15 protein-coding genes are annotated in these 16,415 nt (G+C 44.9%); all 15 read right to left on the reverse strand.

Features of this window, described 5'->3' with window-relative positions; all coding sequences use genetic code 11:
* Positions 1–56: 56 nt before the first annotated feature.
* Positions 57–1,094 carry an acyltransferase family protein gene (locus F599_RS0103940; protein ID WP_019542233.1) on the reverse strand — a complete coding sequence of 346 codons (1,038 nt, stop codon included), beginning with the start codon at positions 1,092–1,094 and terminating at the stop codon, positions 57–59.
* The gene (locus F599_RS13510; RefSeq protein ID WP_019542234.1) at positions 1,091–1,561 is read right to left on the reverse strand and encodes a GtrA family protein; all 471 of its coding nucleotides are present in this window, start codon (positions 1,559–1,561) and stop codon (positions 1,091–1,093) included. Before F599_RS13510 ends, F599_RS0103940 begins: the two co-directional genes overlap by 4 nt.
* Positions 1,533–2,492, reverse strand: coding sequence for a glycosyltransferase family 2 protein (locus tag F599_RS0103950; RefSeq protein WP_019542235.1), 960 nt, complete (start codon positions 2,490–2,492; stop codon positions 1,533–1,535). The genes F599_RS13510 and F599_RS0103950 overlap by 29 nt, the downstream gene beginning before the upstream one ends.
* A 20-nt stretch (positions 2,493–2,512) precedes the next feature.
* Positions 2,513–4,612 carry a hypothetical protein gene (locus F599_RS13515; RefSeq protein WP_019542236.1) on the reverse strand — a complete coding sequence of 700 codons (2,100 nt, stop codon included), beginning with the start codon at positions 4,610–4,612 and terminating at the stop codon, positions 2,513–2,515.
* A gap of 28 nt (positions 4,613–4,640) precedes the next feature.
* The gene (locus tag F599_RS13520) at positions 4,641–5,306 is read right to left on the reverse strand and encodes a GDSL-type esterase/lipase family protein (protein ID WP_019542237.1); all 666 of its coding nucleotides are present in this window, start codon (positions 5,304–5,306) and stop codon (positions 4,641–4,643) included.
* Complete coding sequence (locus tag F599_RS0103965) at positions 5,293–5,946, reverse strand: acetyltransferase (protein WP_019542238.1); 654 nt, start codon at positions 5,944–5,946, stop codon at positions 5,293–5,295. Before F599_RS0103965 ends, F599_RS13520 begins: the two co-directional genes overlap by 14 nt.
* On the reverse strand, positions 5,946–7,019 hold the full coding sequence (gene neuB / locus F599_RS0103970) for an N-acetylneuraminate synthase (protein WP_019542239.1): 1,074 nt from the start codon (positions 7,017–7,019) through the stop codon (positions 5,946–5,948). Before neuB ends, F599_RS0103965 begins: the two co-directional genes overlap by 1 nt.
* A gap of 5 nt (positions 7,020–7,024) precedes the next feature.
* Complete coding sequence (gene neuC, locus F599_RS0103975; protein WP_019542240.1) at positions 7,025–8,188, reverse strand: UDP-N-acetylglucosamine 2-epimerase; 1,164 nt, start codon at positions 8,186–8,188, stop codon at positions 7,025–7,027.
* Positions 8,189–8,528: 340 nt separating this feature from the next.
* Positions 8,529–10,322 carry a thiamine pyrophosphate-binding protein gene (locus F599_RS0103980; RefSeq protein ID WP_019542241.1) on the reverse strand — a complete coding sequence of 598 codons (1,794 nt, stop codon included), beginning with the start codon at positions 10,320–10,322 and terminating at the stop codon, positions 8,529–8,531.
* A gap of 17 nt (positions 10,323–10,339) precedes the next feature.
* A complete protein-coding gene (locus F599_RS0103985) occupies positions 10,340–11,380 on the reverse strand; it encodes a sugar phosphate nucleotidyltransferase (RefSeq protein ID WP_019542242.1) in 1,041 nt (346 codons plus the stop codon).
* A gap of 21 nt (positions 11,381–11,401) precedes the next feature.
* Complete coding sequence (locus tag F599_RS13525) at positions 11,402–12,265, reverse strand: NAD-dependent epimerase/dehydratase family protein (protein WP_019542243.1); 864 nt, start codon at positions 12,263–12,265, stop codon at positions 11,402–11,404.
* Between the two features lie 20 nt (positions 12,266–12,285).
* On the reverse strand, positions 12,286–13,611 hold the full coding sequence (gene rfbH / locus F599_RS0103995; protein ID WP_019542244.1) for a lipopolysaccharide biosynthesis protein RfbH: 1,326 nt from the start codon (positions 13,609–13,611) through the stop codon (positions 12,286–12,288).
* On the reverse strand, positions 13,589–14,677 hold the full coding sequence (gene rfbG, locus F599_RS0104000) for a CDP-glucose 4,6-dehydratase (protein WP_019542245.1): 1,089 nt from the start codon (positions 14,675–14,677) through the stop codon (positions 13,589–13,591). Before rfbG ends, rfbH begins: the two co-directional genes overlap by 23 nt.
* On the reverse strand, positions 14,674–15,453 hold the full coding sequence (gene rfbF / locus F599_RS0104005) for a glucose-1-phosphate cytidylyltransferase (protein ID WP_019542246.1): 780 nt from the start codon (positions 15,451–15,453) through the stop codon (positions 14,674–14,676). The genes rfbG and rfbF overlap by 4 nt, the downstream gene beginning before the upstream one ends.
* On the reverse strand, positions 15,450–16,283 hold the full coding sequence (locus F599_RS0104010; protein WP_071592836.1) for a DUF4422 domain-containing protein: 834 nt from the start codon (positions 16,281–16,283) through the stop codon (positions 15,450–15,452). Before F599_RS0104010 ends, rfbF begins: the two co-directional genes overlap by 4 nt.
* Between the last annotated feature and the right edge of the window lie 132 nt (positions 16,284–16,415).

A 16,415-nucleotide genomic window follows, 5' to 3' on the forward strand; every position in this document is an offset into this window, starting at 1 on the left:
CAATGCAAGATACATCACCGCCTTCTAAACACAGTAGATGTCCCAAGTTCCCATTGTCACGTCTGTTCCAGAGAAAAACAAATCCTCCCGGCACGTTGTAAAATAGTACGCAAGCATTTTGCTAAATACAAATTCACAAAGGAACAAAGAAACGCACAGAGAATATAAATTATCAGTTGCTTATCCGGATGTAGTGTCGGAAACCAAATTTTGACTAATACACCAAAATAAAAATGATTCAAAAACAGATTTAAACTGAATACTCCCAATACATTCACCCAATAATGTTGGAAAAGCGAAAAAAGATAGCTTTTTTTACTAAAAGAAATGCATACTGCTAAAGCAATCAACACTGTCATCACAAAATCCCACACCGAAGCAGTCGCTCGAAAATGAATCGCCAGATATATCGTACCTACGTAGCCAAAAATCTCTAATATCGTCAGAATCACTGTTCCCCACTTTGTCAGATGCTGCTGCCGTAAATAGAGACTGCCATGATGCAACAGAACGCCAAGCCACATTCCAGCAATTGCTCGTAAAACACCTGCCTGTAGAAAACCACCTGCCAATGGATCAAGAACCGTCCCAACCATATGATAACGGAATGAATATCCGCCATATATAGTCAATACAACAATAATGCCTATGGCTGGAAATCTCCGATCAATGTATTCCAAAGCAACACTCATGATTGGGAAAGCTATCATCATTGCTGAAAGATACCACATCGTTCCAGTGAAAGATACTGCAGGAAACCCAAACATCTGCAGTAAAAATAAATCGCTGAATAAGGAAAAAAGAGATTGCTCACCCATAAAACTAGTATATAAAATATAACTAACCAATGTCGCAATCAGATATTCTGGATAGAACCCCGCAGCCTTATGGAAAAATGCCCTAAGAGAAAGCAGTTGCCCCCCCCAGGAAGACATCTGCTTTTCAGCCATCAGCCATCCCGTGACCATAAAGAAAAACTCTACACCTATGTAGCCAGCAATAATCGGTTTATGAAATAGAATCGCATGATGGAGGATTACTAATAGGGCAAAAATAAACCGCATAAAATCAATCACTCCATTACGTTGCTTCATCCTTGTTTCCTTCTTTCAGCAAAAATCCACTTACGATTCAAAATATAATTCAATGGAATCGTAATCGGCATAGCGATAATCGGAGCTAGATACTTGCTGAGCCCCCATACATCGACGTAGAGATAAAGCAGGAAGATTCCCAACACATAGTTCGTTCCATATACTGTCAGATACCTGATTGCTTCTGCCTGCGTACGGCCGCTGTGTCCACTACCGAAAACCCAGAACTTATTCAAAAGATATCCATTTAAGATTGTCACCCAGAAAGCAATCTGATTCGCTATTTGGTGATGCAGACCGATATAAACGCCGCCACCATAAAGCGCATATGACAAAACGAAATTGATAGCTCCTACGATAGAAAAATTAAAAAACTGCGTCAGCCAGGGAAACCGAAAAAAGAATGATACCGTCCAGGGAAATCGAGCTTGAATCCTTTCAGCCAACGGAGCCTTGTTCTGCGTCATTGTCAAAGTTCAACCGCTCTCTTTCTATAACTCTCGGATAGTGCGTAAGTCGTGCCAATATCTCTCCTACATACGCTCCTACAAAACCAATAAAGCAAAGCTGCACTCCTCCTAAGAAAAACATCCCGATCAAAATAGGCGCAGTTCCCATAGGGAAATACTGCCAAAAGGCAAGTTTTAAAACGAGATAAATCGCGCCGATCAGGAAGCTCACTCCTCCAATCAGAAAACCTACCAATGTAGCAAGGTGCAGGGGGACGCGCGATGTATTAATCAAAGACGCCATTGCCAAATTGTAATAGCTGAAAAAATTATAGCTTGACCTTCCGCTATGACGCGCTGGTTGCTCGAAAGGAATCAATGCTGGCTCAAAACCAAGTTCAGGAACAATATTGCGAAATAACGGATTTGGGTCATGTGCCCGACGAATATACTCAATGACCTCCCGATCATAGAGTCCGAATCCAGTAATCTGATCATACTGCTTTACGCTAGACATTTTTCGAATGATGTAATAATAAAGCGACCTTATTTTCCACATGAACCACGATTCTTCACTATTGATTTTCTGCGCCCAGACGACCTTTGCTCCTTTCTCCCACTCGCGCAAAAAAGCAGGGAGCAAACTGGCTGGAGTCTGCAAATCACAAGCCATACAAATTACAGCATCACCATCTGTATGAAAGAAACCATGAACATCCGAACGTTCAGCGCCATAATTACGTAAGTTGAAAATCACTTTTACATGTTTATCTTTCTCAGCAATATCACGTAAGATTTGCGGTGTTTTATCGTCAGAATGATTATCTATAAATAGGATCTCATAATCATATATCGGCAACATTTTCATCTGCTTGCTAACTTGTTGATAAACAACTTCTACATTACCTTCCTCATTAAAACAAGGAATTTCAATACCTATTTTTTTCATATGCCAATTCCCTCCCCCTTCTAAAATAAACTCGTTTCTCTTATGTTCTGCCTTTTTTGATCTATTTTTTTTAGTTGTTCATTCTGCATATCTCGATAAAATACACCCAGAGGATCTTCGTCCTTTAATTCATAATATCTATAGGAGCCTCTACGAATTGCTTCTTTCTCCCATTCATGTAAATCCGCATCCTTTAAGTAATCTATTTGCAACCATTTTTTTGCTTTGTTTTTATCTATCAAGTACAACCGCTGATATTCAGCAATATATTGCTTTTGCAAGTTATCGCGCACATTCTGATAATATATCGACAACTCATGATAATATTTTTTTACTTCATTTTTGGGAATGAAGCGATAAATAGCTAACGGTTTCTTGTGACCAAAGCATTGATATTCACGCTCATATATATGAACAGGCACAACTGTATATTCGCTATCAGCAAACATAATATTATCAAAATAATAACGTAATCCGCCATCATAATCTTCTCCATAGGCGCAAAACAAAAACTCATGGTTTTGATTGATCAGTGTTGCATAATAATCATTGGTATTTTGAATCGGTAAAATATGATTATAAAGCGAATACACGTGCTCATATTCACCTAAAATGTACTGATGATCATACTGCTGCAAGTCAATCATAATATCACGATCAGAAAATGTTGGATTCCAAATAACATAACGTCCCAGCAATGTCAAATTCACAAAAATAGATAAAACAAGCATAGAAGAAATCATCACGATATGGCGACGATTCGTCCTAATACGTGGAGCATCCAAAAGATAAATAAAATATCCAATCAGAACGAAAGCAGGAATCAGCAATAAATCTCTTGTAAAGCAATCTATATCAGCTCGTGTTGAATCGCGCACCACAAACAGACGAAAAGCGACCGCGCCAAGACAAATTGCTAAAATTAGAGCAAAAATACGCCGCCGGTTTCGTTCTTTCCACGAAAAGAAAGTTGTATACTGCCGTAATTTCCCACGGATCAAAAAACGATAATATAGCACCAGCCAAATGATAGGATAAATCAGAACATACTTGCGTACGATATAGTCATCAGAAGCCAGGGTTTGCAAAAAAAACATTCCGAATAACAAAAGAATATAAATCATCTTTTCATCTTTTGTCTTCCAGCTTCGCCAAATCACATCCAATACGTAAAACAGAAAAATTGCAAAAACCGATATACTGTAAATATTAGAATGAGCTCCGCAAAAACTAACAGCATGCTTAAAAATTATAAACCAGCCACCTAAAGAATAGTTGCTTGACCCACTCGCCCCCTGAGTAAATCCAACGACGCTGCTTAATGCATTGGCAATAGCACCAACGTCCCAAAACGAGTGATAATACCACTCGCCAATCCCGAAAGCCAGTACTCCTCCCAATAAAGCTGAAAAAACATTTACACGCGATGATTTCCAACTATACCAGTGAATCTCCAAAAGCAGTAAAAATAACAAAGCCAAACAAACAAAGAAATTCGTGATATATACTAGAAAAACTGAAAGGACAGACAGAAGCCCAAGGAAAAAATACCGTAACTTGATATTCTGGATAGAAAGCATCAAAAAGATCAATGCCTGCACACATAATAAGCGAACTCCAGAAGGCTCTACGACCCGCCCTGACAGAGTCATCGTAAAATCGATTGCCAGATAAAGCAAGATACCTCCTAGCAAGGCCATTTCTAAAAAAGTTCGCCGCCCATACAATCTCCGCAGCTGATATAGGTTGACTGCTATTAAAGCAAAGGAACATGAAGAAAAAAACACATAAGGAACACGAAGCCCATAATAGTTATCTCCTAATGTCAATAACCCTATCAGAACCCCCATATTCCCTACCACATTCATAATCATCTGTTCACCAATGAAAACCTGTAATTCGTCTGGTAAAACATGATTAGGATTGATATCACCATAATTTATATAATTTAACGCCAACTGAGCATAGCAGCCCTCATCGATCGGCTGATATTCCCCCACACCAAAAGGCGGCAAATCCTGATCAAGGCAATATAATCGTAAAAAAAGAAATAGAACAACGCTAGCACCAATAAAATAGTACCTTTTTTTCGCAATGTATCTAGCACATCGAAAAAACATACGATATTCTCCTTCTAATTCGTTTCGGCTATCCTTTATTGGTTATGCCCTGAGTTAATAATACTTGACGAACAACGCTATACCACACTTCATATCCCTTGGCACTTAAGTGACATCCATCAACCGTAAATTCTTCCTCTAGCAAACCAGAAGAATTTATCATTTTTGTATAAAGATCCAAATACGGAATATGTTTTTCATTGGCAAATTTACGAATAAATTCATTAAACTTTATAACCATTGTATTATCGGGAATATGCCGATTTTTATATATCTGATTGTTGATCGGGAGTATTGAAAAAATATACTTTTGGCAACTCGGCAATTTTTGTACAATGGTTTCAACGAGTAATTTATATTCCCTTTCAGCCACATGAAGTGGTTGAGCAACACTTAAATTATTAATTCCTGCCATCAAAAACAAGCAATCAGGTGAGAGTTTTTCTATCGAGTCCAGTCTATTCCGCATCCCGCGGCAAGTATCACCCGCAATCCCCCGATTATAAATCTGAATATTATCAGCCCATTCAAATTCGCTCCACTCACCGTAGTCCGTCAAACTATCACCTAGAAGTACCACGCTAAAACCTGCCTGACGATGGGTAAATCCTTGTAAAACCTGTGCCTTTATCTGATATCCATATTCAGATAGCTGCCGATCCTCTATTTCTTTCCACCCCTCAGTCCGCATCATGATAATCTATCTCCCTTGCTGGCACTCCGACATAAATTTTTCCACTTTTCACTTCATGCAGGACGACTGCCCCCGCTCCTATCAAAGCGCTTCTCCCAATGTGTGCCCCCTGAATAATGACTGATCCTGTTCCTACATGCGCCTCATCATCTACCGTAACGCCGCCACTGATTACAACTCCCGGCGCAACGTGAACATGATTCCCGATTACTGATTCACAACTCACATTCGCTTTGGTATTGATGATAGAGTCATCTCCTATGCTTACCATCGCATAAACAATTGCGCCAGCAAAAATCTGCACCCCTTCTCCTAAGTGTGCATGCGACGATATGATTGCTGATGGATGGATCACACTTACAAAACTGTAACCATATTGCTTATACATGCAGTAAATTTTCTTTCTCAAGGATAGCGACCTGATTGATCCAACGCCATTCACAATATCAATTTCGCTAGGCGGGAAACGATGAATGATATCCTCATCACTCCCTAATACAGGAACATTCAGGATATCGGTTCCCCATTTCGTTTCATCAGGATCGGAAAATCCCAGTATCGTTTTCCCCATTTCCTGCAGCATATCAACCAACGCAAGCGCGTGCCGTCCAGCACCAGCAATAATAAGTGGTTTTTCCATTATATTTTCACCTTTTCATCAGGAAGGAAATCATACGCTGCGTTCCTCCCTAAAATTTCCCAGTATTTCATTGGCGACACGCCATCACCAGGACGTTTCGCCATCAAATTTTCTGGTGTAAACAAATCTCCCTTGTGGATTGTCTTGGCTGCAACCAAGCTTTTCCGAGCAATCGCCATATTTTTTAACTCAACGGCTGCTGGCTTCTTGATGCTATCACCTACTGCCAGTTCAATCGCACGAATACCTTCCACCATCTGTCGCAACTCATCTGGTTCGATAGAGGCTTTTTGATCCGGGCCTGGTAGATTCCTGTTCAAAGTAAAATGCTTTTCAATTATGCAGGCTCCCAGGGCAACCGCAGCCAACGATATATATATTCCCCGCGTGTGATCAGAATACCCTACAGGGAGCCCAAAGGCTGTCCGCATCGTCTGCATACAAGCCAGATGTACTGACTCATACGGTGCCGGATACTCTGTCGTACAATGGAACAGAGTTACTTTGTCCTGCAAAATTTTCTGTGCTTCATCCTGAGCATAAAAAGAAATACAATCGGACAGATCATTTGGTTCCCGCTCATATCGATAGCCGTACGCCAAAACGGCCAACGCATTTTCCACTTCTCCCAGCGTCGCCATACCAGTAGAAAGAATGATTTTACACCCCGTGCGTCCAGCAGCAAAAAGAAACGGCGCATTCGTGATTTCACCAGAAGGAATCTTTATACAATTTACATGGCATACATCAATCAACTGATGCAGGCTATCCTCATCAAAAGGCGTGGCAAGATAGTCAATATGCAGCTGCTGACAATGCTTCACCAATGCTACATGATCCTCAATCCCCAGTTCCAGCTTTTTCGTCATATCAAATTGATTGCCTGTGACCCCTGTGGTCACTTTTTGATACGCTGCTTTCGGTGCATCATGCGTCATAAGCTGCTCAGTCTTGAAAAGCTGAAACTTAATTGCATCCGCACCAGCTTCAGCAGCCATATCGACCATTTCCAAAGCCCTCTTGAGCGAGCCATTATGATTGACACCTGCCTCAGCGATGATATAGGTATGCATCAAACTCATTTCCTTTCCCAATCGATAAATCTTTTAGCGCAAATATTCGTTAAGTCGATATTTTTCATGATGTCTTTCATTGTTTCTGCTACCTTTCCATCTGTATGCGGAAGATAGATCTCGGCAATATCTTGACGAAATTGATCAGATAGTGCTTTTTTAATTGCTGATACAATTTCTAACTTTTTTTCCTGACAATCTATGATTGATATATATCTTTTGCGCCCCCCCTGCCTGGCACCAATATTCACCGTTGGAACATGAAAAAGAGGCGCCTCTAAAACACCGCTAGAGGAATTTCCTACCACAGCCATACAATGTTTCATCGCGCTCAGATACCGAATCTGCCCCAAGGACTGAAAGGCCCATACCCGCCCCGGATTTTCCTGCGCATAACGGTCTATCTGCTGATTAATCAGGCGCCCTCCAGCATCACTATTAGACTTTGTAAATATAACTTGATATTGTGAAAACGCATCTAAAGCAGCAAATAGCTCCAACAAAGGATTTCTCGTAGCACAAGACTCAATCGTAACAGGATGATATGTCACAAGAAAAAAAGGTTTTTCTAACTGAATATGTAACGATTCAGCCAGTTCTTCTTTTGTCAGCAATTTGGCATTGACGATATTATCATTCCCTAATGCTCCTGTCTCAAAAACGAATCGGGGATCCTCTCCCATTTGTAATACACGATGATAATATTCGCTCTCACTCACAAAATGAACCTGAGCCAGCTTTGTAATCGCATGACGTATCGCATTATCAACAGCGCCCTCCGTTAGTTCTCCACCATGAATATGGATTATCGGAATATTAGCAAGCAACGCAGCCTCAGCCGCCCCCAATGCTTCATAGCGATCTCCCAAAATGACGACCATATCCGGCTTTAACCTTTCCAGTGCATCAGCAAAGCCGATAATCCCCAGCCCCATAGATTTTGTGACACCAACTGGCGTATCACTGGAAAGCAACATCTCTACCTTCTCATTGATATGGAATCCATCTCTTTCAATTTCCCGATAAGTAAAACCAAATTCGGGAGACAAATGCATTGCCGTAGCTATAATTTGAAGCTCTAAATCATCATCATCCTGAACTTGTTGCATGAGCCCCTGCAGCCGTCCATATTCGGCACGAGTTCCTGTAATAATACAGATTTTTCTCATCGATATGCTACTCTCCTATAGATTTAATCAGAGTCTCTCATCACATGGCTATATTACGTTTCTAGCCTCTACGCAATATCTCAGGATTCACTTCATCCAGATTATTCTTTGCGTAGAGCCCTCTCAAGCAGCGGACGCAAATAATCCTGACCGACAGAGCCATCCTGCCCCTCGCAAGCTACAAATATTACAGGTGCGCAGTTTCTCGCCATGCCATATATCTTAAAGCGATACCTTATTCACATCGCCAGCTCAATCACTTCACAGCCAATAGATACGCCGACATACGGTCTTTCCATCCGCCTGAATCTCCGACGTATTTTCAATCCATATTCCTCCATTATGCCTGTCCCTTCCATTTTTCCCAGTCATGATACTTTCCAAATTCTTCCGCTGGAAGTTTCGGAGCTAGCTCATCAAGCGGCGCGGAAACCATATTGCCATCCGGCAATTTCTTACTCGTCGTCTTCCAAGCCGGGCCCTGACTGGAATCCTCTACTAGCTCACACATGGCAAATCCCGGCTGCCGCAAAAAATCCGGAATTTCTTGTTCCAATTCAATACGGTTTTGTACATGCCAATAAGGAATTCCATAGGCATAGGCGATTTTCTGCCAATCCGGACAGTCAAGGCCAGACTCCGGAGTACATCCAGTAAGATGTCCATCAAAGTAATTCTTTTGGGTTCGTACAATGCCCATGTAACCATTATTGTTATAAATCATGATTTTTACCGGAATCTTATTCAAAACGATGGTCTGCAGCTCTTGCAGATTCATTTGTATGCTGCCATCACCCGTCAAACAGACTACATCTCCCTGCCTGGCAACCGCCGCCCCCATAGCCGCCGGCAGATCGTATCCCATTGTCCCACAGTTACGATTACCCCAAAGCCGCTGCCCATCTTTAGCAATGCCATGATGCAGAGCAAAAGCACTGCCAGAGCTGTTGCCTGTGACGATGATTCCTTTAGAATCCAGCATTTTAACTAAGACATCAATTACGCGATATGGATTCACCCCCATCTCTTTGTCATGGACTGCTGACATAAGCGAGAAGCGCTTATGCATATCACGAGCATAAGCCAGCCAATCTGCTTTTTCCAGCCAAACTGCTTCAACACATTGGTTCATTGATTGCAGCAACAACTTGAGATCAGCCTGAACCGGCATATCAATACGGAGCGTCGACTTCCTAAGTTCATCCCTATCAACATCCACCACGATTTTGTAGGCTTTCGGTGCAAATGCCTGATAGTTGAAGCCTATTTGATTAAAGGACAGGCGACAACCGATAGACAGAATCACATCGGCATTTTGCACGAGAAAATTCCCCGCTCTCCCCCCAACAATACCAAAGTTTTGAAAATAATACGGATAGGAAAGCGGCAAAAGATCAGCTACGCACGTTGGTGACACAATTGGAATACGAAGCTTATCTATCAATTTACGGAACACGTCATATGCCCCCGACCGCCGCACTGAAGCACCAGCAAGGATGAGCGGTGCCTTTGCTTCGCGCAGTTTTTTCAGAATAGCTTCCGCTTTAGGCTGATAGTCCTCATGACTAATCAGCTTCGTAAACCCCACCAGGCGATCTGTCTCGACAGGTGCCCCCTGGATATCAAGCGGAACATCAACCCAGACCGGACCACGACGCCCATGCATCATAGAATAGTAAGCTTTTTCCAGGACATAACGGATTTCCGTTGGCTTCCTAACCGTATAGGCATATTTCGTCATGGGCGCTACGGAACGAACGATATAATATTCTTGCTCACCCATCTGGCGCAAATCAAGGCCAGAATATTCGACGGTCGTCATATACCGTACCTGCCCAGATATCACCATCATCGGCACGTTATCCTGCCAGGCGCACAAAACCCCCGTTAATGCATTCGTCCCTCCCGGCCCCGTCGTCACACAGACAGCAGCCGGCTGCTCATTCACACGGGCATAGCCTTCCGCCGCCATCGCACTAGCCTGCTCATGATGATTATGAATAACTTGCAGTTTCTCATGCTTTCCAAAAGCGTCATTGAGATGCATCGCACCACCACCGACGACAGAAAAAACGGTAACGATCCCCTTAGAGACTAAAAAATCCGCAATATAATCCGCTACTCTCTGTTTCATTTCTTTCCCCTATTTCCTCATAAACCGAGTTTCTTTATCATGTCTTCCATTTCACTGAGCTGTCCCATATCCAGCCACATATTTTCTGAAACAGGGAAAATTCCTACACGTTCTCCCGCATCTAAATATCGCTGTACAATATCAGGAAGATGAATAAAATGGTTATCGGGAATGCTTTCAATTACCTCTGGCTCTAACACGTATACTCCTGTATTTGTCAAGAAGGAGAATTTCGGTTTTTCCGTCATACTTTCGATATTCCCCTGAGCATCGAGATTGATTACTCCATAGGGAATCTGCATGTTCTTCATGACGGATACTAGCGTGATTTTATTGTGATTTTTCTTATGAACCTTATAAATACATTCTAGATCCGCATCGACCAAAATATCGCAGTTAGACACAAATACTGTAGAAGCAACCTTCCCTTTCAGCAAACTAAGTCCGCCGCCGGTTCCTAGAAATTCTTTTTCTTTTACATAGTGAATCGAATAGGCCGGGTGGAGATCATCATAATAAGATTTGATCATGTTACCCTTGTAATTCAGAACCATCCAGACATCCCGACATCCATATCGAACAAAATTATTAATGATTCTTTCACTGATTGTGATATCGCCAATCGGGATCAGCGGCTTTGGCAAAACTTTCGTATAGGGATAAAGGCGCGTTCCCTTTCCACCGGCCATCATGACAAGCGGTACATCAACTAAAGCAGTACTGATAACATTCTTTCCTTTATTTTTTGCCCAGAATACTGCATCTAACAGGATATGCTCATCATTTACAATCGGATAGACAACCATCCGTTCTCGGTCGCGAGCCTCTAACGCAGCCTCTCTCGTATGAAAAACAACTGGGTGAGGATTCATCGCCACAGCAACGGGCTGCTGCATATCTCCATTATGTAGAATGAACCGCCGCATATCTCCATCTGTAAATAGTCCCAGCAGATGGCGTTCCTTATCGACAACAAAAACCGTCTTCTGCCCACCCCGATCGACTGCATCAATCGCATCGCGCACCGATACAGAAGGCGAAATGCAAATATCATTCATATCCAACACCCCACGCTACTATCATTTCCACAACGATTGATGACCCCTTTCCCAGGCAATCTGACGACTGATTCCTTCCTCTAAGGGCAAATAAGTAAAATCAGGATTTTCCTGCATGAACCTTTCATTGCTACCGGTATATTCCTTATTCCATCCGGCGTGATTTATTACAATTTTACCTTTATCATACCCCATCTGATCACATACGATTTCCGCAATCGTTCGCAGGGCATTCCGTTGACCAGAGCATACATTATAATCATGATATTTAAGATTCATCTGCAATAGGCGCACCAATATTTTCCCTAGATCAGATACATAAATATAATCAAAGTAGCAGTCCTGCCGAATCGTTATCAGCTGTTGGAGCAAACAGCAGCGAATTACATGAGTGATAAACTTTGATGCGTGGTCATATGGCCCAAAGCAGGCAAATATACGAGCATTATAAATATTGCTACTTTGCCGTGCCAACGATGTCATAATGAATTTAGCAAATCCATATCCATCATGCGGAATGGATCGTCCAAGATCATCCTCTTTTATCTGAACCATATCCAGCGATTTATCAAACTCGGCACCCGATCCAAGGAAAATCATTTTACCAAACAAATCTTGATGTTGATAAAAATTCATAAAAAGACGCAAACTACCTTCCAGCATATCGATTTTCCCATCACTAGTTGGATTTTTTACTGGATTTGGATTGGCACAATGCAGAACTAAATCAAACTGCTCCCGGTTCAAATAATGGACTACCGCGCTATCATCCAGCAAATCTACGTCTTGTCTTACGGGAGCAATAACATCAAAAGATTCTTTTAATGTAGCTAGTATATTCCGTCCGATAAACCCCGTCCGGCCGGTAAGTAAAAGCTTTTTCATTTAATCGCATCTCCGAAAACTCACTGCCTCACAGATTCATGAATTACCTGCACCATATAGTCCAGCTTTTCTTCTGTCATCCCCGGATAGACCCCCACCCAGAAAGTATCTTTCATGATGCGGTCGGTATTGGCGAGACTCCCCACAACACGGTAGCCGGTACCGCTCTTGCGCATTTCGTCAAAGCATGGATGCTTGATGAGATTCCCCGCAAAGAGCATGCGTGTCTGAACGCCTTTGCTCTCGATATAGGGAACGATTTTTTTGCGGTCAATTCCTTCCTGGCAAGTCATGAGGAACCCGAACCAGCTCGGTTTACTGTTCTTTTCCGTCTCCGGCAGGATGAGTTTATCCTGTATGTCAGAGAGTGCATTTTTCAGCCGGTCGAAGTTCTCGCGACGCCTTTTGACGAATCCCGGGAATTTCTTCAGCTGCGCGCAGCCGACGGCAGCCTGCATGTCCGTGATGTTGAGATTGAGCCCGAAATGTGAGTAGACGTATTTATGGTCGTAGCCTTTCGGAAGTTCTCCATACTGTCCGTCAAAACGATGCCCGCAGTGGTTATCCTCACCAGAGGCACAGACACAATCGCGTCCCCAATCCCGGAAGGAGCGAAGGATTTTGTTCAGAAGAGGGTTGTCTGTATAGACCGCACCGCCCTGCCCCATCGTCATGTGATGCGGCGGGTAGAAGCTCGACGTGCCGAGGTCGCCGATGGTTCCTGTGAAATACTCCTTGCCGTCAATTGTATAGGTTGAGCCGAGCGCATCGCAGTTGTCCTCAATGAGCCAGAGGTTATGCTTGTTGCAGAATGCTTTGACTGCCTTGAGATCGAACGGATTGCCGAGCGTATGCGCGAGCATGACGGCCTTCGTCCGCGGCGAGTATGCTGCCTCGAGCTGTGTGACATCAATGTTGTACTGCGGAATCGTGACATCGACGAATACCGGCACAGCACCGTAGTTCACGATAGGAGAAACTGTCGTTGGAAAGCCTGCCGCTACGGTGATGATCTCATCGCCGCGCCGGATGCGCCGTTCGCCGAGGAGCGGCGAGGTGAGTGTCATAAATGCGAGGAGGTTCGCAGACGAACCGGAGTTGACGACACTCGCGAACCGTACTCCCAGGTAATTCGCCAGTTGTGTTTCAAACGCGTTGACGTAGCGCCCCGATGTCAGCCAGAATTCCAGCGCGCTGTCAACGAGATTTTCCATTTCTTCGTGGTCATAGACGCGGGACGCGTAAGGGATGCGGTCTCCCTTGTGCCAAGGTTTTTCCTGATGATATTGCTCACAGTATTCCCGTACCAGCGCGAGAATCTGATCATGCATTTCCTGTTTCGTCATCGGTTGTCTCCCTCTCTAAAAACTCTTTGATCTGCCGCTCCATAATCTTTCCTGCAGGGATACCCTGCTGCCATGCCTTTGCCCATTCGACTGTTTTCTCGATGGCTGTCCCGATGTGCCATCTGGGCTGCCACCCAAAGGTCGTCTTGAGTTTTGTACTGTCGAGCTTGAGGAAATTGGCTTCGTGCGGGGCGTCCAAGTGCTTTGTCTCCCATGACGCGCCATCCCCCCATGCCTTGCAGAAGAGCGTCGCCAGATCTCCTGTCGTCACGCAGTCGCAGTCGTCAGGGCCGACGTTGTACCAGCCTGCATAGCTGTGATCCTCATACTGACGCCGCGCGATCATGAGGTAGGCGGCCAATGGCTCCAGTACATGCTGGTAGGGTCGGGTGGAGTTTGGGTTTCGTACTTCGATGCGTTCCCCGCGGCTGGCCGCGCGGATGCAGTCCGGGAGGATGCGGTTGGCGGAGAAGTCTCCCCCGCCGATGACGTTGCCGGCGCGCGCGGTGGAGATGGCGGTCTCTCCATCCGAGAAAAAGCTACTCTGATAGCTGTGAGTCACGAGCTCCGAGCAGCTTTTGCTGTTCGAGTAGGGATCGAATCCGTCAAGGGGTTCGTTTTCACGATAGCCCCAGCACCATTCCCGATTATGGTAGACTTTGTCAGTTGTCACGTTGAGGAACGAGCGCACGCCTCCGCTTCGCCGGATGCTCTCGAGGATATTCACGGTTCCCATGACATTGGTCTCGTAGGTCATGCGCGGGCTGCGGTAGCTTTCCAGGACGAGCGGCTGTGCCGCAAGGTGCAGGACAATCTCGGGGCGTGCTGCCCGGACTGCCTGCGAGAGTTTCTCGAAGTCGCGAATGTCCCCATCGATATCAGAGAGAGTGCCGAGCTCCAGTTGCTCATAGACACGTTGTCCTTCCTCTGTCAGCGGGCGCAGCGCATATCCTGTTACCTCCGCTCCGAGCAGAGTGAGCATTTTCGCAAGCCATGTGCCCTTGAATCCTGTATGTCCTGTGACGAAGACGCGTTTCCCGCGCCAAAAGTTCCTTTCTTCTCTCATTCATCCCACACTTTCCAAGGAGCGTTGCCCATTTTCCACATTTCCTCGAGCTTCTTTTTCTCTCTCATCGTATCCATACATTGCCAGAAGCCTTTGTGCTGGTAGCTCATGAGCTGCCCGTCTTCTGCGAGCTGTTTGAGCGGTGCCTGCTCGAAGATGCAATCGTCCCCGTCAAGGTAGCGGAAGACTTCCGGCTCGAGAACCATATAGCCCGCATTGATGGGCGCGCTGTCCTGTGCGGATTTCTCGCGGAACGCGCGGACAGCACCCTCGATGCCGATGTCGAGGACGCCTTTGGACTGGTCGAGGTGGACGGCGGTGAGTGTCGCGATCTTTCCGTGGCTGCGGTGGAATGCGATGAGTTTCCGGATGTCGACGTCACAGACACCGTCTCCGTAGGTCATGAGGAAGGTCTCGTTGCCGATGTATTTTTGTATGCGGCGGATGCGTCCGCCGGTCATGGTGCTGAGGCCGGTATCGACGACGGTCACGCGCCATGGCTCGGAATGCTGTTCGTGCAGGACGACTTGCTTCCCGTTGCAATAGTCGAATGTCACATCACTCGTATAGAGGAAATAGTTGTTGAACCATTCCTTGATCATCTGCTGTTTGTAGCCGGCACATATGACGAAATCCCGCACGCCATAGTGAGAGTATTCTTTCATGATGTGCCAGAGGATGGGCCTGCCGCCGATCTCGATCATGGGTTTGGGCTTATACTGAGATTCTTCACTGATACGCGTGCCGAGACCGCCTGCCAGGATGACTGCTTTCATTTCATTTCTCCTTTGACTTTTCTCATGAGGAATTTCGCGCCTTTTTTCAACCAGTTCTGATGCTCCATGAATGCGACCTCCGCTTCCTGATAGGGGTAGCCATGACGCTCGATCCAGACATCCGGCAAGAGCTCGCTGAGGAATCCGTAGACACGTCGTTCGTAGGTGGTGTAACCCGTGAGATCCGTGCAGCGCTCGACTTCTCCGAGGATGGCAAAGAGCCATTCCGCATACTGGTCAAACAGGTCGGCGCGCATGACCATCATATTGAACATGTGTGCATATGTGCGGTGCATCTGACGCTGAAAACAAGGCAGATAGTCCGGTGCGTGCTCACGGATCACGTTCTCCAGTGTGGCGAGATCTTTTTTGTGGTGCGCATGGATATAGTGAGATGCATTCGTCTCGATATAGTAATGACGTTTTCTCGGCAGGAGGATATCGCTGCGCGCGAAAATCTTCTCATAGTCTTCCTGCCGCAGGATGGCTGACCGTTTACTGGCGACCCGCCTGGGAAATCCAGACACGAAATGACGACGATAGTGGACGATGCCCTTGTAGTCTGCATGCAGATTCTTCCAAGCCCAATAGAGGCCGGTGAGTTCGCAGTAGGTATCATTTTTGCAGCTGATATTCGCACCGATATTATCACGCAGATAGTCAGTATAATCACGTCTCATGGATGCTCCGACTTCCAGCGGGATATAGATGTCATCACGCGGCATCCAATAGGGTTTATGCGTGGCGACGACAATTTTTATATTGCGTGCATGTTCGCTGTTATGTATGGCAGTCAAAGTTTGTCTTGCAGGAGGCTTTTGACAAGCCATCAAGCATCGCCCCATTCCGGTTCATGATATTATTATTGAAATAATAATATCATATTTGCACCTATATTTGAAGTGCGAATATGATTACTCATCTGTGTGGCAATTTTTACATGCAAAAAGAGCTATCCCGGG

Source organism: Selenomonas bovis DSM 23594 (assembly GCF_000381005.1).
GTDB lineage: Bacteria > Bacillota > Negativicutes > Selenomonadales > Selenomonadaceae > Selenomonas_C > Selenomonas_C bovis.